Source organism: Acinetobacter sp. YH12135 (genome assembly GCF_013418565.1).
Lineage (GTDB): Bacteria > Pseudomonadota > Gammaproteobacteria > Pseudomonadales > Moraxellaceae > Acinetobacter > Acinetobacter towneri.
This window is the reverse complement of the sequence record NZ_VPBU01000010.1, coordinates 60607-79028: the sequence shown is the minus strand read 5'-3', so window position 1 is coordinate 79028 and position 18422 is coordinate 60607. Positions and strand designations below refer to the sequence as shown.

Annotated in this window: 18 protein-coding genes and 4 tRNA genes; 11 read left to right on the top strand and 11 right to left on the bottom strand. The window is 42.2% G+C overall.

The annotated features are described in order from the left end of the window. The first annotated feature begins 58 nt into the window (after window positions 1-58). The 5 genes from FTU70_RS07480 to FTU70_RS07460 all read left to right on the top strand — a co-directional run bounded on the left by FTU70_RS07480 (window position 59) and on the right by FTU70_RS07460 (window position 5336). A complete protein-coding gene (locus FTU70_RS07480; protein ID WP_004974752.1) occupies window positions 59-316 on the top strand; it encodes a succinate dehydrogenase assembly factor 2 in 258 nt (85 codons plus the stop codon). Next, window positions 309-731, top strand: coding sequence for a protein YgfX (locus tag FTU70_RS07475; protein ID WP_096901367.1), 423 nt, complete (start codon window positions 309-311; stop codon window positions 729-731). The genes FTU70_RS07480 and FTU70_RS07475 overlap by 8 nt, the downstream gene beginning before the upstream one ends. 445 nt (window positions 732-1176) lie before the next feature. Next, window positions 1177-2223: a hypothetical protein gene (locus FTU70_RS07470; protein ID WP_004974758.1), complete on the top strand. Its 1047-nt coding sequence runs from the start codon at window positions 1177-1179 to the stop codon at window positions 2221-2223. 103 nt (window positions 2224-2326) lie between these two features. Then, window positions 2327-2908: a rhombosortase gene (gene rrtA, locus FTU70_RS07465; protein WP_104853260.1), complete on the top strand. Its 582-nt coding sequence runs from the start codon at window positions 2327-2329 to the stop codon at window positions 2906-2908. A 220-nt stretch (window positions 2909-3128) separates the two neighbouring features. After that, complete coding sequence (locus tag FTU70_RS07460; RefSeq protein ID WP_180060403.1) at window positions 3129-5336, top strand: TRAP transporter large permease subunit; 2208 nt, start codon at window positions 3129-3131, stop codon at window positions 5334-5336. A gap of 115 nt (window positions 5337-5451) precedes the next feature. Here the strand turns inward: FTU70_RS07460 and FTU70_RS07455 are convergent, their stop codons facing one another. The 6 genes from FTU70_RS07455 to rnr all read right to left on the bottom strand — a co-directional run bounded on the left by FTU70_RS07455 (window position 5452) and on the right by rnr (window position 12330). Then, window positions 5452-6345 carry a DMT family transporter gene (locus FTU70_RS07455; RefSeq protein ID WP_154320308.1) on the bottom strand — a complete coding sequence of 298 codons (894 nt, stop codon included), beginning with the start codon at window positions 6343-6345 and terminating at the stop codon, window positions 5452-5454. Between the two features lie 101 nt (window positions 6346-6446). Further along, window positions 6447-6857 (bottom strand): hypothetical protein, encoded by a 411-nt coding sequence (locus FTU70_RS07450; RefSeq protein ID WP_004974772.1) that lies wholly within the window; start codon window positions 6855-6857, stop codon window positions 6447-6449. 21 nt (window positions 6858-6878) lie between these two features. Beyond that, entirely contained in the window at window positions 6879-7088 is a 210-nt protein-coding gene (locus FTU70_RS07445; protein ID WP_171324836.1) for a YheV family putative zinc ribbon protein, read from the bottom strand. Between the two features lie 40 nt (window positions 7089-7128). Further along, on the bottom strand, window positions 7129-9168 hold the full coding sequence (locus tag FTU70_RS07440) for a M3 family metallopeptidase (RefSeq protein ID WP_131260579.1): 2040 nt from the start codon (window positions 9166-9168) through the stop codon (window positions 7129-7131). A gap of 74 nt (window positions 9169-9242) precedes the next feature. Beyond that, window positions 9243-9827, bottom strand: coding sequence for a hypothetical protein (locus FTU70_RS07435; RefSeq protein ID WP_180060402.1), 585 nt, complete (start codon window positions 9825-9827; stop codon window positions 9243-9245). 79 nt (window positions 9828-9906) lie between these two features. After that, the gene (rnr, locus tag FTU70_RS07430; protein ID WP_179997260.1) at window positions 9907-12330 is read right to left on the bottom strand and encodes a ribonuclease R; all 2424 of its coding nucleotides are present in this window, start codon (window positions 12328-12330) and stop codon (window positions 9907-9909) included. A 264-nt stretch (window positions 12331-12594) separates the two neighbouring features. On the opposite strand from rnr, the gene FTU70_RS07425 reads away from it, so the two are divergent. From FTU70_RS07425 to FTU70_RS07400, 6 genes are all read left to right on the top strand, one after another. Beyond that, window positions 12595-12684, top strand: a tRNA-Ser gene (locus FTU70_RS07425). Between the two features lie 15 nt (window positions 12685-12699). Then, a tRNA-Arg gene (locus FTU70_RS07420) sits at window positions 12700-12776 on the top strand. Window positions 12777-12825: 49 nt separating this feature from the next. Further along, window positions 12826-12902, top strand: a tRNA-Arg gene (locus FTU70_RS07415). A 212-nt stretch (window positions 12903-13114) separates the two neighbouring features. Continuing rightward, window positions 13115-13191, top strand: a tRNA-Arg gene (locus tag FTU70_RS07410). A 193-nt stretch (window positions 13192-13384) separates the two neighbouring features. Further along, window positions 13385-13882 carry a YcxB family protein gene (locus FTU70_RS07405; RefSeq protein WP_179993954.1) on the top strand — a complete coding sequence of 166 codons (498 nt, stop codon included), beginning with the start codon at window positions 13385-13387 and terminating at the stop codon, window positions 13880-13882. A gap of 34 nt (window positions 13883-13916) precedes the next feature. Further along, window positions 13917-14561 carry a fumarylacetoacetate hydrolase family protein gene (locus tag FTU70_RS07400; RefSeq protein WP_306669310.1) on the top strand — a complete coding sequence of 215 codons (645 nt, stop codon included), beginning with the start codon at window positions 13917-13919 and terminating at the stop codon, window positions 14559-14561. Window positions 14562-14632: 71 nt separating this feature from the next. Here FTU70_RS07400 and msrA read toward each other — a convergent pair whose 3' ends face one another. The 5 genes from msrA to thyA form a co-directional block, all read right to left on the bottom strand. After that, on the bottom strand, window positions 14633-15154 hold the full coding sequence (gene msrA / locus FTU70_RS07395; RefSeq protein WP_180050677.1) for a peptide-methionine (S)-S-oxide reductase MsrA: 522 nt from the start codon (window positions 15152-15154) through the stop codon (window positions 14633-14635). Between the two features lie 62 nt (window positions 15155-15216). Continuing rightward, window positions 15217-15684, bottom strand: coding sequence for an META domain-containing protein (locus FTU70_RS07390; RefSeq protein ID WP_004974787.1), 468 nt, complete (start codon window positions 15682-15684; stop codon window positions 15217-15219). Window positions 15685-15837: 153 nt separating this feature from the next. Beyond that, a complete protein-coding gene (locus FTU70_RS07385) occupies window positions 15838-16893 on the bottom strand; it encodes a DUF4105 domain-containing protein (protein ID WP_004974789.1) in 1056 nt (351 codons plus the stop codon). Window positions 16894-16963: 70 nt separating this feature from the next. After that, window positions 16964-17476: a dihydrofolate reductase gene (locus FTU70_RS07380; RefSeq protein ID WP_180008668.1), complete on the bottom strand. Its 513-nt coding sequence runs from the start codon at window positions 17474-17476 to the stop codon at window positions 16964-16966. A gap of 91 nt (window positions 17477-17567) precedes the next feature. Then, entirely contained in the window at window positions 17568-18410 is an 843-nt protein-coding gene (gene thyA / locus FTU70_RS07375) for a thymidylate synthase (RefSeq protein ID WP_004974795.1), read from the bottom strand. Window positions 18411-18422 lie beyond the last annotated feature (12 nt).

Sequence of the window (18422 nt, the reverse complement as noted above, 5' to 3'; positions counted from 1 at the left end):
GAAACTTTAAAAGGGGTCGGTTAAACTAGCCTGAGTTTAGTTTTAATGGGGAAACCGCATGAGTGATGACATCAGCTTAGAAGAACGCAAAGTGATTTACCGTGCCCGTCGTGGTTTAAAGGAAATTGATGTCTATTTTGACCCGTATGTGAAAAATCATTATTTGACTGCCAGTGCGGAAGAAAAACAAATGTTTGCCGATTTGGTTGAGCAGGAAGACCCAGATTTATTGGATTGGTTTATGGAAGTGTCTGAGCCACCACGTCCTGAGTTGAAAGATTTTATCCGTAAACTAAAGCATTATGTGCATGGCTAAGCAGCAGTTTCAGCTGAAACCTAGTGTCATCGCAATAGTGTTTCAGCTGATGATCGCTCTACTCATCGTTTGGCTTTTACTACAAGTGTTAAAGCCATGGCTTAGCGTTGTATGTATTGTCATTATGGGCTGGACATATTTTAAATTTGTTCGTGCAAACCGAATTGTTGGTTTAGATCAATTAGATGACCGTGAATGGTCAATTTCCTATCTCGCGCCTCGTGTAGTATCACAACAGATTAAAAGCACAGCTCGCCAAATTGAAATTCAGCGTGTGCAACTGCGTCAAGTGATAGATCATCAAATTTATATCGTCATGGAATTTCAGCAAGCCTTTAAACCTCTGGTGATTTGGTGTGATCAGGTTTCCAAGGCGGAATGGAAGGCTCTAAAAGTATTGGCGAAAATGCTCTAATTTACAGACAGCTGTATATTTTTATAATAATAAAAAACTATAAGTATCATAAAGATAAAATTATCATCTATTTTTCGTGTCCTGATCAGTCATTTTATATTGGCATAAAAGATTACACATATCCCTATTTTCAGTTATATTCATTCCAGACAAGTGTAGATCAATACAAATCAGATTCCTGAAATGTGCAGATTTAAATTTAGTCGAAAGATTTTTTAAGATAAGCCCGAATTGGGCATCAGTTAATAAGTAGCATGTGCTGAACCGTCGCAATGCTACTTTTTTTTGCCTAAATTTTGTCGGATGACAGATTTCAGTCAATTTTAGTCACTTTAAAACATGGCAAAGTTATCCATCTGAAGCAGCAAGTAGACGCTTTTATTCAGATATTGCTTCTGCTATGTTTGTTGCAATGGACATAAACACAATTATAGAGGACAGGAAAATGTCGCAAGTCCAAAAAATAGGCCAGGGTGTGGCCGTATTTGCAATCACAAGTTTATTATTATCAGGTTGTTCACAAGTGATCAAAACAGGTGCCAATGTCGCACTTGGATTTACTGAAAAACATATTGTGCCGCCAATTTTAGCGATGGAAGATGCTGAAATGGTGTGTAATTCTGGTAATTCCTTAACCCCTGCCATTATGGCGACTAAAGATATGGGCGCAGACCCAACCCGTGTTGCGGTACTAATGTATTCGGCTGCGGGTATTTGTGCCGAAGAAAAAGCTTTGGATGCTGAATTGCGTTATTTACGTGCAGCAAAAGCAGGGCAAGTGGGCGAAGCGCAAGATGCGCGGATTCAGCAAAAACGTTGGGCGGCTTTGGCGGCACAGCGCCAATACACAGGCTATCAATTGTTTCAGCATCGTTGGGAAAAGAAATATCGGAAACCTTTGGGCGAAGGTTGTCCAAAAATGAACAGTGATATTGATCAAACTGTGTATATGTTGGGGATGTTGAGTGGCTTGCAAGCCATGACCAATGATATTAATTCAGGCGGGGCAGTGCATGTGCCTAAAGATATTGCCGCGATTGTTGAACGTGGTATGACCTGTTTAAACAATGAAAAATTCTGGGGCGCACCAGAGGCTACACGTGCCGTAATTTGGACTTTGCTTCCAGGTGCGGGAGATGGCAAACCTGATCCGTATCAAACCTTAAAGCAGTCGATGCAAATCGGTGAAAATAAAGGCGTGCGTTTATCACACGCTTTATACGCGGTTGCTGCCCAAGCCAGTGGTGAAGATGCCAAAATCCGCGACGCACTCAAAGCCTTTTCTAATGCACGCAGTGACGAAAAACCTGTAAATCCACAATTTAAATTGATTGATGCCATGGCAGGAAGCATGGTACAAGGAATTTCAGACCGTTACTGGACTGAACATACAGGTGTGCGTACGGGTGATCAGCAACGTTTCTGGGATGAACAAGATGATTCATCTGAATTAGATGATTTATTTAATGAGGATACGGCAGCTCAATTGTAAAAATATCAAGATTGCCCAATTCAATATAGACAAGAAGTTTTAGGATTGGGCAATCCGTTTGCCGAAGCACATAACAAGAATAATTTGGAGGATGCAAGCGCCTATGCAATATTCATCTCAATTTCTCAGTCGAAAAATTGTGTTTATTGCGGCATGTATGTCGGTTTCGGCATGTTTGCAGATTTTTGCAGAGCATTTTATTTATTGGTCTACACATTTATTGGATGAATTCTGGCGCTTATGGACAGGGCATTGGGTGCATGTGGGCTGGATTCATTATTTGCTTAATATGATCGCCTTTGCCTGTTTACCTTTTATTTTTCCGCATGCCAAAGTATGGCACTTTGTGGCGCTTTTGTTGGTACTACCGCCAGCGATTAGTCTGAGTTTCTATTACTTCCTTGCCGATATTGATGCCTATGCAGGACTTTCTGGGGTGTTGCATGGTGCTTATGTGGCGGTGGCATGTGTGCATTTGCTTTATAAAAAAGAACGTGGCTTTGCCACATTGGTCTTGCTGCTTATTTTATCTAAACTGATTTGGGAAAATACAGTGGGCAGTTTGGGTACAGCAGAATTAATCGGCAGTCCTGTATTAGTTGAGGCACATTTATTGGGGGTGATTTGGGGAGTAATTTTTGCACTGGCTTATATTATTTGGGCCTATTGCATTGATCCGCATTAAAATTACATCAAAATGATGGCAAAAAGGGCTCACAAGAAATCTCACAATTGACCATTTTTACTTAAAAGAAAATCTATATTGTCATTTTAAAAATAACGACGTTCATTCACATTTAAACTGAATACAAAAATGCTCAATGGAAGATGGATATTCCGTTGAATAAGGACAGACAGAAATTCGAGTGTCTCGGTTTCTGCATAGAATAAAAACAGGAAAATATATGCACAATAACGGACAACGCAGGTCTGGCTTGGCTTTGCTCAGACATATATGGACAGAATGGATTTCTACATTCGTTATTTTGATCTTGTTGTTACTGACCCTCATTATTGGTACAGGTGAAATGGTACATGGTCAGTTGTTGCGCATGGGTGAACGCCTATATGGTGACCCTGCAACAGGTATGCAATATTCATTTTTACGTGCCGAACCCACTGCACCTGACTGTGAACGCAACCCCGATGTCGATGCGCAAGTACATGCCCAAATGCAAGCCAATGCTGCTGATGAGTTTGCCGATATTTTTGGCACCGCCTCTGAGTCAGATGTCCGTGCTTCAATTTTGGCAGCCAAACAAATTTGTGAAGAAAAATTTCAATTTCATGATCAGGCGATTCAGCATATTCAAGCTCATCCAAGCTTGAAAATGTATCGAACCATTGAAACCTCTTTCTTTGGCATTTTTAAATTTGGTACTGAAAACCGTGCCATTTTATTGGTGTTGATGGTGGTCTTTGCCGCAATTAGTGCCACTTTAAAAACCCATCACATTGGTTTACGTGGCCCTGCGACCAAAATTGACTTCAAGGTGTACTCGACCTTAATGGTGGTGGCGAATGGTTTCTTAACCTCGTCAAGTATCAGTCAATATCGTTCAGTACTCGATTCGGGCGTACCGATGAGTGGCGAAACACAGGTCATTTACTGGATGTGGATGATTCTGTTTGCAACCCTGACTTTGATTAGTTTATTCCAGCTCATTAAGCCACCTGCACCAACTCGTGAAGGCGGCAGTTTAGGTCTTGCGTTCCTGAGCGTGCCTTTGTATGCCTATATGGCAATTAGTACAGGTTTCTCCTTTACTTTCCTAATGGATTATCCGATGGGGCAAGGGATTTACTTGGGGCAACTGGTCGAATTCTCCAGTATTTTCCTGAACTTGGCATTGTTTATTTGGGCGGGGATGTTGCTCAAACAAACCCGAATTGTGGATTTGTTCCTGAATATTCTGCGTCCGTGGAATTTGGCACCTGAAACCTTAACCTGGCTGATTCTGATTGCTGCTGCATTACCAACGGCTTATACCGGTGCATCGGGGATTTTTGTCATTGCTGCAGGTGCGATCATTTATAAAGAAGTTTGGAATGCGGGTGGACGACGTCAGTTTGCACTGGCGGCAACAGCTATGTCAGGCTCAATGGGGGTCGTGCTTCGTCCATGCCTATTGATTGTTGTGGTGGCATCGCTGAATAAAGAAGTCACAACGGACATGCTGTATCACTATGGTTTGTATGTGTTCCTACTGACTTCAACCCTATTTTTAGTGATTTCGTTGTTCTTTGCTGAAAATAAATTCCGCATTGCTGCACCGAACATAGCTGCGCCATTGTCCTTACGTGCTTTTGGCCCTGTACTACCATATATCCTCATTTTTGTGTTGATTTGGTTGTTCTATAAATATGCTTTAGACACCAATATGAATGAATTTACTGCACCTGTAATGATGCCGGTTATTTTATTGATGATGGTGTTGTTTGATAAATTGCGCCATGAACCTGCGCCTATTCCAGCGATGGGGCAGTGGGATCAGACTTTAGATCACAAGCCTGTAGCACAACAGACAGCAGCTTCATCTGAGCGCTCATTATTGACTGCACCTGATTCACCATTGCGTCAGTATGGTTTCTTCAAAGCTCTGCATTTATCGACCAGTGAAACGGTGGGACATATTGGGGCATTGGTAATTTTGATGGCGCTTTCAGTCAGTGTAGGTGGCTATTTAGAACGCATTGAAATTATGGAAGCGTTCCCAACCGACATTAGCAGCATCTTTATTGTGATTAGCCTGATTGTTGCCTTGATGATTTTTGTGGGCATGATTATGGATCCATTCGGTGCGGTGATTCTAATTTCTGCAACGGTTGCGCCTGTAGCTTATCAATATGGGATACATCCTGCACATTTCTGGATGATTACCCTAATTGGTTTTGAATTAGGCTATGTGACGCCACCTGTAGCGCTGAATCACTTATTGGCAAGGCAGTCGATTGGAGATGAAGAAGTCGCTGCAGCCGATGCAGAAGTTCGTCATAAATCGTTCTATTATCGTTATGAGCGTTGGATTTTGCCTATGATTGTGATGCTTCCTGCGATGTTGATTATTGCCTATGCACCGTATGCGTTCAAGCTATTCGGCTGGTATGAATAAGCACATGGATACTTAATCACTGTCATCTTATTGTTTAACAACACCCTGTAGTTCGCTACGGGGTGTTTTTTTATAAGGTTTATGAGGCTGATGTGTAGGGAATACAAAAACAGCATTAAGAATGTGGTGAGTGGTGATTCAGGTGTTTTTGTAACAGTGGACTGCACAAAATAATGGCAAGCAAAATTAGGGCAAAGCCAATTAAACTAAATAAGTCTGGCGTTTCATGCCAAAAGCTAAAGCCCCAAATCCCTGCAAAAATAATCGCAATGTAATTGACAGGGCCAATTTGCCCAGCAGGGGCAAGACGGTAGGCATTGGACATAAAGATCTGACTGATATTGGCCAGCAATCCTGCACCAATTAAAAAACTCAATTCTTTTAAGTTGTAAGGACGCCATGACCAGAACATCGGTACAACAGAAATGAGTGTCCCAATCATGCAAAAATAAAACACAATGCGTTCAGGCGGTTCGGTTTGAGTCAGGGCGCGTACCGTGACAAAAGCCATCGCTGCTAAAAAACTGGCACTGAGTCCAATTGCGGACATGCTATTAAACATACCTGCATCGGGTTTGGCGACAAATAACACGCCAAATAAACCAATGAACGCAGCCCATAGCATTGGTTTGGTGATTTTTTCTTTAAGGAATAGCCATGCAATTAGGGGAATAAAAATAGGCGATGAATAGGTAAAGACCATCGCATTGGACAGTTTTAGATTGGCAATCGCGTAGAAAAAACCATACATGGCGGTTAAGCCGACCACCGAACGCCAAGTGTGCATCCATAACTTTTCAGTTTTAAAAAAGCCTAAGCCTTTATTGAAAATGAACGGGATAAAAATAAACAAACCAATAAAATTACGGAAAAATACCACTGTGGCATTATCTACCGTTTCTGATGCGTAACGAACGCACACTCCCATGAGTGAAAACAGAAAGGCAGAGCAGGTCAACAGCATAATTGCTTTGAGCAAATTTTGTTGGGCAGAACCAGAAGATGTCATACAAATAAAGCCAGAATAACCTCTGGCTATTCTAGCTTAAATTGGCTACAACACTGACCCTTTATCGTATTTTAAAATGACTGATGTGAAGCAGAGGAGGCTTACTGTGCCAGTTGGGCTTCCAGTATTTTGATTTGTTCTTCTTTCAGTTTAATCAATTCATCGGCATCGTTATGTTGCTGTTTTAATAAGGCACGTTGATCATTCAGCTGATTTTGAATGTCATCTAATTTAGCCACTTCTTCTTTGGCAAGCGCTGCATTCTCAGATATAGGTGCTTTGAGTAAATCTTCTGTGACCAACTGTTTTGGTGCTGCTTCATCTTCTTGCAATGGCGTTGCTTCAGCAGGTACAGCTTTCGCTACAGACGCCGTAGTTGGGGCAGTTTCTATAGGCGCAGTATTGTCGCTATCGCCCATCCATTGAAAGATAAATACGGCAATAATGACAATAATTAACCCACCCGTAATCGCCCATAAAAGCTTAGGGTTATGTCGTTGATCTTCAGTCATGCGTTGTTGAACCTTATTGTTTTACTTTGACTGACGCGGCTTAAACTGGATCACCCCAATTTCATCTGAAACCTCTGGGATTTCAGGTTCATCAATATGTGTTGGACGGTTTTCCGTATAATCACACTCGATACATTCGATCCATTCAGCTTCGTCAGCGGTGAGCATGACAACCCGATCCATCGCCTGACATTTCGGACATTTTGCGCCTGCAATGAAACGACGTTTAATGGTCATCACGACTCCCCTAACTTCATCTAAAGTTCTTAGTTTAAGCGTTTTTGACTATGTTCGTCCAACCTTGATGACGTAATAGTGCGTCTATTTTTGGCTCGCGTCCGCGGAAATTGATAAATGCGTCAAGCGCTGAATCTTTTCCGCCAACTGCTAGAATAAACTGTCTAAACTGCTTGCCAGTTTCGGTGTTAAATAGCCCTTCATTTTCAAAGCGATCAAAGGCATCGCTGGCCAAAACCTCTGCCCATTTGTATGAATAATATCCTGCAGCATAGCCGCCTGCGAAAATATGGCTGAAGCTGTGCTGGAAGCGGTTGTAAGCTGTAGTTGGCGCAACGGCATAGTTTTGACGAATATCATCTAGCATGGCTTGAATCTGTTCCGCATTTAAAGCAGGGTTGCTGCGATGAATACTTAAATCGAACAGGGCAAATTCAATTTGGCGCAGGCTCTGCATTCCCGACTGGAAGAAACGGGCATCTAACAGTGCTTTAAGCAGGTGTTCTGGCAGGGTGTCTTGGGTTTCAATATGCGCACTCAGCATATCTAAACTATCTTGATCCCAAGTCCAAAATTCCATGAATTGGCTTGGTAATTCCACCGCATCCCAAGCGACACCATGTGTACCTGCCACAGCAATATTATCTACTTCAGTTAGCATGTGATGTAAGCCATGTCCAAATTCATGGAATAGGGTGATGACTTCATCATGCGTTAAAAGCGCGGGTTGGTCTGCAACAGGTGGGGTAAAGTTACACACCATATAGCAAATTGGTTTTTGTAAACCTTGTGCCAATTGCATGCGTGAACGGAAACCACTCATCCATGCACCGCCGCGTTTGCCTGTACGGGCATATAGATCAAAGTAAAAACCACCAATCACTTGACCTTGATCTTCAAGTTCAAAATAACGTGCATCAGGATGCCAAACAGGGGCAGCGCGCTCAATAATATCGACATCGTATAAACGCTTGACGATGCTAAATAGACCTTCAACCACTTTCGGTGCAGGGAAATATGGTTTTAACATTTCTTGTGAAAGGTTAAATTGCTGTAATTTTAATTTTTCAGAATAGTAGCCTGTATCCCACGGTTGTAAGGTATCAATCCCATCTTGGGCGGCAATGGCTTTGAGTTCGGCAATTTCTTGTTCTGCAGGTGCACGAGCATGTTCTGCCAGTTCACGCAGGAATTGATCGACTGCTTCGACACTTGGTGCCATTTTGCTGGCAAGGGATAATTCTGCATAGTTGTTAAAACCGAGCAATTGCGCCATTTCTTGACGTAAACGCAAGATTTCTTCCATGATCGGGGTGTTGTCAAATTCAGACTGGGCTGATTGATCGGACGCGCGAGTAGTGTATGCCTGATACAAGGTTTCGCGCAAAGCACGATCATCGGCATAGGTCATAATGGCTAAATAGGCAGGAATATCCAGTGTTGCCACAGCTTGTTCCAATTCGCGTTGCTGACCATATTGTTTCAGCAATTCAACGCTGCTTGGCGGTAAACCTTTGAGCTGATCTTCGGACAATACTTTGTAATAGGCTTGAGTGGCATCCAACACATGATTGGAAAAGTCTGATGACAGTTGCGATAAACGCGCTGAAATTTCAGCATAGCGTTTTTTAGCTTCACCTTCTAAGGCCACACCTGACAGTTTAAAGTCGCGCAATGCCAGTTGAATTGCGCTTTGTTGTGCAGCAGGCAAATCTTTAAAGGTGTTGGCGTCGTGAATATGTTGATAGCTTTGATACAACACCGTGTGCTGACCCAATTGAGTGTAGTAGTCGCTTAAACTTGGTAACAGCGCTTGATACACTTCGCGGGTTTCAGGATTATTCATGACCGCATTTAAATGTGACAGCACGCCCCATGCTTCGCTCATGTTATTTTCGAGCTGATCAATCTGTTCTAAAACATTTAATTGCGCCGTCGTATTTTCAGGTACTGCAGTCAGATTATTTAAAAAGTTTTGTCCCTGCTGAATGGCATGCTCAATTTTTTGTTTTAAATCTGCCAGGGTAATTTGATCAAACTGTGGAACAGGCAAAGTTGCCTTTTCTAATGTCATGTCGGTCTGCCGATTTATTTCCTGTGTTATTTGTAGAAGTAAGGCTTCTAGAAGGATAAATCAAGCCTTGGGTGCTATTTATTCGCTCTTGTTTCACCGTGGATAGATTGAATATCTTGGATGTAGGTGCCAAAGCGCCCCTCAATGACCGATAATTTTATGAATAGATTTTGATTTTTGTAGTGTTCATATTCATCTACATTGATTCGAAACATACCAGTAGAGTCATACGGTGTTTCAATAGAATAGTAGACACTTCCTTTTTTACCATGTTTTTTAACAGCGCTTGCTTCCAATGTCACCACAGCAGGTGTACCCAAAACTAGGGTATGAAGCAGAGGAGGATAGACAACTAGATTTAAGTAAAGAAACAGAATTACAAAAATAGGGAAGAGGAGTAAAAAATAGAATTTTGGCTTTTTTTGTACATTTGTCCATGTACGTGGAATGATCCATTGTCCGTATCTATGCAGAACATAAAAGTAGATCAAAACAGCCAAATAAATCAACGTTGCAACAATGAAGGCTGTGATTTTGACTTGATTTGTTGGGGTGAAGTCTATAAAAAAGAGAGCAATCAGTGCTGAAATACTAAGTACAAAGACTAAGCATATTACATATTCATGGTAATAGTATTTAGTAATTTTCTGTGATGTCATGATTTTTAAGTGGTTTATTTTTATAGAGATATATTAAATGAAAAAGAGCGCCGTAGCACTCTTTTTTATTTAGTAAAATTTACTCACCCTTTGCTTTGGCATTGGATTTTTTCTTTTTCACCTTGGTCTTTTTTTTGGCTTTGTCTTTCGGTTTAGCTTCCGACTTCGCTGAGGTTTTTTTACCGTAAGAGCTCGGTTTGCTTTTTGGCTTTTTCTTCGGCACAGGTTGCTCACCGTTTTCACTTAAAGTCGCCTTGCTTGGACGCTCAGAAAAAACTTCTTCAGTGGCTTCACGGCTGAACGGTTTTGCCACGCGCGGTGCGCGCATACGAATAGCACGACCTGCATGGGTGAGTTGCTGCATGAGCTCAAAATCAATTTTGCGATCTTCTAAATTGACAGCCGCGACTTTAATTTTAACTTCATCGCCCAAGCTAAAGCTTTGACCACGTGCTTGTCCAATTAGACTTTGGCTGGCTTGGTCAAATACAAAGAAGTCATCGCCCAACTGGCTGACATGAATCATGCCATCGACATAAAGGTCTTTGAGAGTAACAAATAAACCAAATTCGGCTACTGCAGAAATTACGCCCACAAATTCTTCACCCAAATGCTGCTGCATATAGTGGCATTTTAGCCATGTGGTGACAGAGCGTGAGGCTTCATCGGCACGACGTTCAGTTGCAGAATAATGTTCGCCTGCATCATCTAAAGCTGCGCCCGAAAGTGGTGATGGTTTTTGTTTTAAATGCGCTTTAATGGCACGATGCAACAATAGGTCAGGGTAGCGACGAATTGGTGAAGTGAAATGCGTGTAGGCATCGTAAGCTAAACCATAGTGACCTGAATTATTGGCGCCATAATAGGCTTGCATCATTGAGCGTAATAACACCGCGTGAATACTTGGTGCATCAATACGATCTTTAGTGGCTTCAATCACCGCTTGATAGTCGGCCTGAGTGGGTTGTTCTGGAAAATGTAGCCCAAGTAATTTGACAAAATCACGGACTTTTTGAATACGTGAAAACTCTGGCGGTTCATGCACACGGTACAGCATCGGCACATCATGTTTGAGTGCATATTCTGCTGCTGCGACGTTGGCGAGTAACATACATTCTTCAATCAGTTTATGCGCATCGTTACGGCTGCGCGGCAAAATTTCTTTAATTCCACCTAACTCATCAAAGGTCATGTAGGTTTCAACGGTTTCAAACTCCATGGCATGACGTTCAGCACGTAAACCTTTCAGCACTTGATACAGTTGGAACAGAGTATTTAATGATTTGCGCACCTCCCGATCTTCTGGAATTGCCGCACTATCACCCTCAAAATATTGTGCCACTTGAGTATAGGTTAAACGTGCTTTGGAATGCATGACCGATGGATAAAATTCAAAACCTGTGACACGACCTGCACGTGACAGTTTTAAATCGCAGACCATACACAAACGGTCAACCTGTGGATTGAGCGAACATAAGCCATTCGATAAAGCTTCAGGCAACATCGGCAATACAAAATGCGGGAAATAGACTGAAGTCCCACGTTCCTGAGCTTCATCATCCAGAGGTTTGCCTGTGCGGACGTAATGGCTGACATCGGCAATTGCGACCACGACACGGTAACCACCGCCTGGACGTTTTTCTGCATATACTGCATCGTCAAAGTCGCGGGCATCTTCACCATCAATAGTCACTAAGGCTAAATCGCGTAAATCAACACGTCCTTCACGGTCTTGGGCAGTCGGTTCTTGAAAGCTTTCAGCTTCTTGAATGACATCTTCAGGAAATTCATACGGCAGACCAAATTCTAAAATGGTTTGCGGAATAATAATTTCAGTTTCGGCTTTGTCTGCCATCGACTGAATAATATGTCCTGTGGCAAATTCTTCGCGGGTTGGATAGTCGTCAATGGCAATGCGCACAGAATCGCCCAATTTAACTTGGGCATGTTCAATTAATTCTTTTTCAAGGGTAATGGGTTGATGGCTATTTGGCTGGGCAGGCTGAATAAAATATTCACCATCGTATTCTGACAATTTACCAATGATTTGTTTGACACGACGCTGGGTGACTTCGGTAATAAACCCCCATGCCTTGCCTTTACGATCTACCGATGTCTGGCGGACTTTGACCTGATCGCCATTAAACACCAAACGTAGTTCGCGTTCAGGCAATAAAATATCTTCATGACCTGCAATATTGGCTGTGCCTAAACCTTTACTGTTGATGTAAACCGTGGCGTCATGAGTCGGTTGTTCTGCAGCCAGCTGGAACTTGAATCCATCTTTCATGAGCTGACCATCACGTACCATGGCAATTAAACGATGGCTCAGGGCGTCAATACTTTTTTGATCGGCAATCGCAAAATGCTCTACCAAGTCTGCATGTGACTGTGCCGCTTGCAAGGTTTCAATGGTTTCTAAGATTAAGGTACGGCTTGGAATAGGATTTTCGTAGCGTTCGGCTTCAGCTTTCGCTTCAGGATCGACCCAATTTTTCATCATGGAATAAACTTCATGTCAGAAGATAGGTTTAGCATAAGTCATGTACGGAAAGACTGCACGTAAATGATTGCAATAATGTGTTTTCTGTCGTTATTTTACGATGTTTCTAGTTTTTGTGCAGCGATTGCCAAAAGTTCAGGCGTAATTCTGGTGATGAATCCTGAAAATTGTTTAAAAAATATTTAATTGAGCAAAAATATGCAAAAATTGTGGTATCGAAGCTTGCAGTGCTAGCACTTAATTTGTATTATGGCGGCACGTTACGGTGAGATGGGTGAGTGGCTGAAACCACGTCCCTGCTAAGGACGCATACGGGTAACTGTATCGAGGGTTCGAATCCCTCTCTCACCGCCACGCTTTACTTATGTCGCGCTCATAGCTCAGCTGGATAGAGCACTTGGCTACGAACTAAGGGGTCGGGAGTTCGAATCTCTCTGAGCGCACCAATAAGTAAACCGAACAGTAACGTATCGCCTAAATTGGCACACAAGTAATGCGCTCATAGCTCAGCTGGATAGAGCACTTGGCTACGAACTAAGGGGTCGGGAGTTCGAATCTCTCTGAGCGCACCAACTTGAACAATCAACCGCTTAAATGCGGTTTTTTTGTGCCTGAAATTTAGTAAACTCAAACAATAATCAGTTTATTAAAAAGAATAGCGTACTCATGGTTTTACGTTAAAATTCTTTTGAATCGTCCAATATCTGTGCATTTGATTGCAAAATGATGAATTAATACTTAACAGCCAGAAAAAAACACGTATAATGCACCCCATCAAGTCGTCGCGCTCATAGCTCAGCTGGATAGAGCACTTGGCTACGAACTAAGGGGTCGGGAGTTCGAATCTCTCTGAGCGCACCAACTTGAAATAAAAAACCGCACTTTTGATGCGGTTTTTTTGCATCTACACTATCTAAAAATGATGAAATTTCTGTGTCAAAAGCATGACCATTGTTTTACGTCTGGCTTTGAGCGAATAAACACGAAAAAAATAAGGAAAGTGCTCAATCTAGTGTAAGATTTAGCTCAATTTGAATGACTTGATGATGAGCTTATGTCTGACACGCAGCCAGCATTGTCTTTGCGCTATTTTTTAAATTTAGAAGAATCTCAAGACGGCTTTGCCCTTGCGACTTTTGGTAAAAAACAATTTACCCGTTTTATTACACCGTTGATTAGTGTGGCGATTATTGCTTGGGGCTTTTATTTGGGCTTCGATGGGGTAGGTCGCTATTATGTTGCACTCGGTGCTTTCTTTTTAATCTTGCAAACTTTAATGCGTTATTGGTTTTTGCCAATGATGTTTAAACGCCAGTTTGTAAAATACCAATTTGGAAAAAGCGAGCAAGGCATTGATTTATTTCAGGACTATGCCGAGCTGTATGCCAATGGTCGTAAACAGGTATTTCATTATAACGAGGTGCAAAATTTCGCTGTGGGTAAACTGACCTATATGCTGGAATTAAAAAATCGTACAGTGGTGATTGTACCGAAACGTGCATTTAATCAGCCTGCAGAACAAACGGTTTTTGAAAATACTTTTAAAAAGTAAGTTCTAATTTTCCCAATTTACGAATTATTTGAGGATGATCATGAGTACACGTCCATCTAAAATTGTCTGTGTCGGTCGCAGTTATGCAGACCATGCCAAAGAATTAGGTAATGCTGTACCTGATCATCCTGTGTTATTTATTAAACCGCCAAGCAGTTTACGCAGTTTAAGTGATGGGATTACGTGGAATAAGGTCTGGGGCAATTGTCACTATGAATGTGAATTGAGTTTACGCATTGACCAGCCTTTAAATGCAGACACAGATCCTGCCAAAGTATTGGATGCTGTAAGTGCAGTGACTTTGGGCTTGGATTTAACTTTGCGTGAATTGCAGGATGAACTGAAGAAAAAAGGACAGCCGTGGGAACGAGCCAAAGCGTTTGACGGTTCTTGTGTGTTGGCAGATTGGGTGGATGTATCGGAAATTCAGGACTGGAAAAACGTGCAATATCGTTTGGACATTAATGATGAATTACGTCAGCAAGGCGATACCAGTTTATTGATTTTTGATATTGCGGCATTGTTGGCAGATATTAGCCAAGTATTTAGTTTAGAACCTGGTGATGTGGTAATGACTGGTACACCTGCAGGGGTGGCAGCATTACAGTCGGGCGATCAGTTGAAGATGACCTTACAAGGACGTACTCAGGCATTTGTCTGGACGACTTTTGTAAAATAAATAGTGGTGTAAACGGTGATGTCATCAAAAGATGAGTATCACCGTTTTGTACTTGCTTTTAAATCCAATGGTTATACTTTCAGTAAATGCTGAAATTTACTGCGTAATTTATTCAGTTTCGGTGGAACGGAAAAATTGCAGTAGCCCTGATTTGGATTTTTGGCAAAGAAATTCTGATGATAGTCTTCTGCAGGGTAAAATTCAGGTGCTGCACTGAGTTCAGTCACAACATTCACACCTTCAGCTTGTAAGGCTGCAATCATCTCGGCGGCAGCTTGTTGCTGTGTAGCATCTAAATAATAAATCACAGAGCGGTATTGTGTGCCGACATCATTGCCCTGACGGTTTAATGTGGTTGGGTCGTGTGTGGCAAAAAACACCTCAAGTAATTGTGAATAGCTGATCTGCTGCTCATCAAAATCAATCAAAATGACTTCTGCATGTCCGCTGTCGCCACGGCAAATATCTTCATAGCTTGGGTTTAAGGTATGTCCACCTGCATAACCGCTGGTGACTTTTTCTACGCCTTGCAGTTGTAAAAATACGGCTTCGACACACCAGAAACATCCGCCACCAAACAATGCTTGTTGCATGATTTTGTCCTTATATTTTATGAATAAACCATTTTAAGCCTGTCTATTATTAGGCTTAGCCGTTAACGTGCAGCCGTTGGTGTTTCAAATTGAATCAGTAAATTTCCATGGCGATCTAGCAATTTCAGGGTTTTACCATAGACCTGATAATGCGTCACTTTATTTAGGGCTTCATGAAATTTCTGATCTAAGTTGTTGTTATTTAAGCAAGCCATTCGCGTGGTTGCCAATTGCCCCAATTGTAGGGTGTCACGTCCTGCGACATAACTACCGCTGAGTCGGTTACAACTATCTGAACCTGTGACTGTTTGTGTGGCGGCATCAAAGTTTAAATATGGCAAGTTTTGGCGGTTTGCTTCTGTTTTTAACATGCTGTTGCCCAATTGCGTAGCAGTCCATGTACGTTGTACTAAGTTGGCTTGATTGATTGCGCTAATTTGGCTTGCACTCGTTTGAGTTGGCATAGTTTCACATCCTGATAAAGCAATCATTGCACCCAATAAGGTGATCCCGAAGTATTTTTTTAGCATGGAATGATCTCTAATTTTTTGAAATTGTTGCTATCTAAACAAATTATGCGCCGTGGCTCTAGTTAAACTTGTATGTTTGCTGCAACTTTTTCCAAGATATGGTGTGGTTTTTTCTCTGAATTGATTGTATCTGCGCAAAATGACCAAAATAGGTCAGGGCAGCACTTTGTTCTGATAAGTCGGATGCGAATAAGGCGTGCTGATGTTTGCTGAAGAATCGAGCTGCACGCCTTGTCGAATGAGCGCGGAAAAGTCTTGGCTGTGGATATCTTTTAAGTTTTCCACACGTGGGTTAATGTGGGCACGTTGATACCAAGTTTGCATATCCCAACGATGATCCAGCGCATGCAAATCATATAAATAATTGGGTAAATAACCCGAAGCAAACAGACGATAGTCGGCAGGGAAACGTTTTTGAGATACTGCCTGAATCATGTCAAACAGTAGCGTGGTGCAATTACTGGTCAACGTATTATACCAACGCGCTTTGGCGGCTAAAGCATCGGCTTTATGCAGATATTCCTGAAACAGTGCTTGTGCTTCTTGTGGATTGAGCTGGATCGGGAAAAAATAAACTTGCTCACCCCGAATATTGCTGCGGGTGTAGATGATATCTTTTTCATCGGCAGCGACAAGGCTGAGTTCATATTGCCGAAAGAAGCCACCAATCGCAGAAAACTCTTCGTGTTTTTCTTTGCGAATTTCAATGGAAAAGGTGAGTGGCGCTTGATCGGCAAAGTCAAAACTGACTAAGGTATGCGCAATTTTTGGCCCCATCCAGTAAGAGGTGATGATATTCACCCCCGTAATCTGTTTCAGGTTAAATTGGCGGGTTTCCCAACGTTCGGTATAGCGACCATCGGCATGCCAGTCAAAATTGCGGACATTGTGCAGCGTGACCTGATCTTGTACTTGTTCATAATGCAGCATACGGGCTACTTCAGGGTTCCAGTCACGGTCTTGCTTGGCATCCATCCCAAAATACCAAAACAGCCCCAAGGTAAAACCCAAAAGATAAACCAAAATATCCTGATTGCGACTGAGCAAATGCTGAGTGATATAAATGCCCAAAATGCTGAGGGTGAAGGCTAGCCAAGTCCCAATCAGCACACGGCTCATTAACCAACCCAAAGGCTGATGAATCCACAAGGCCATACTGAGCCAAATAGAAGAAAGAACGACACCTAAACTGAAGATGAAATGCAGCATCCGCCATTCCTGAGGCAAAGTTAAATTCCGTTTAAGTCATCATAATCAAATATTGCCAAGGCTGTCAGCATTATTTTTGATAGCGGGCAAACTCAAAGGCAACCCCTGATTTTTCATCGACATGCTGTTCTGAGGCCACTTTTTTAAACTCGGCAGGAATGGCAGGATAATGCGCATCTCCCTGAACATCCAATTCAATATGCGTCAGTTCCAAACGGTCAGCAATCGGCATGGTTTGGCTAAAAATTTCACCACCACCAATAATAAATAAAGTGTTTGGTTTTTCTGAGGCTTGAACATCGGCAACGGCTTGTTGCAAGGCATCTTCAATGCTATGCGCCACTTTTGTGCCTTCAAATGCCCAGTTTGGGTCGCGGGTAATCACCCAATTGACACGTTTAGGCAGGGTGCGTCCCATCGACTCCAAGGTTTTGCGTCCCATAATCACCACGCCACCTTGGGTGATTTCTTTGAAGTGTTTTAAGTCTGCCGAAATATGCCACGGCAATTGGTTACCCTGACCAATGCAGCGTTGTTGATCCATAGCGACTACGTGTACAACTTCTAAATTTTGAAATGACATAATTCGGCTCGTATTTTCTTAGTCTGCCAAGCATCTTTTGGGGACGTTGGGGCAATTTAAATGTTGAGATGATAAATCTAGCAACAGGCAATTAAACAGCGACAGGTGCTTTAATTGCAGGATGTGACTCATAGCCTACAATTTCAATATCTTCAAATTTAAAATCGAAAATATCTTTGATTTCAGGATTGAGTTTTAACTGACATAACGCCAGTGGTTCACGGCTTAGCTGTAACTGTGCCTGTTCAAAGTGGTTGGCATATAAATGCGTATCGCCACCTGTCCAGACAAAATCTCCGACTTCTAAATCACAGACTTGCGCGATCATGTGGGTTAGTAAAGCATAGCTGGCAATATTAAAAGGCACGCCTAAAAACACATCGGCACTGCGTTGATATAGCTGGCATGAGAGTTTGCCGTTGTGCACAAAAAACTGGAATAAAGTATGGCAAGGCGGTAAAGCAACTTGACCTGCTTCTTTCGGGTTCCAGCCTGACACGATTAAACGACGTGAATTTGGATTGGTTTTAATTTCATTGATTAACCATGCAATTTGGTCAAAACCATCTTGCTCATACAGACCATCGGCTTTTTGTGTTGCACCAAAATTACGCCATTGATGTCCGTACACTGGGCCAAGTTCACCTTCAGGACGACCAAAGCGCGCGGTTTGTTCTGCGGTAGACCATTCATCCCAAATACTGACTTTATGTTCTTGTAGATATTTGACGTTGGTATCGCCTTTTAAAAACCATAACAGCTCAATTACGATAGAACGGAAATGTACTTTTTTGGTGGTCAGCAGTGGAAAACCTTGTGCAAGGTTAAAACGCATTTGGTGCCCAAACACTGAACGTGTGCCTGTTCCGGTACGGTCACCTTTGTCGCCACCATGGTCAAGAATATGTTGGAGTAGGTCTAAATACTGGCGCATAGCGTTCTCTGG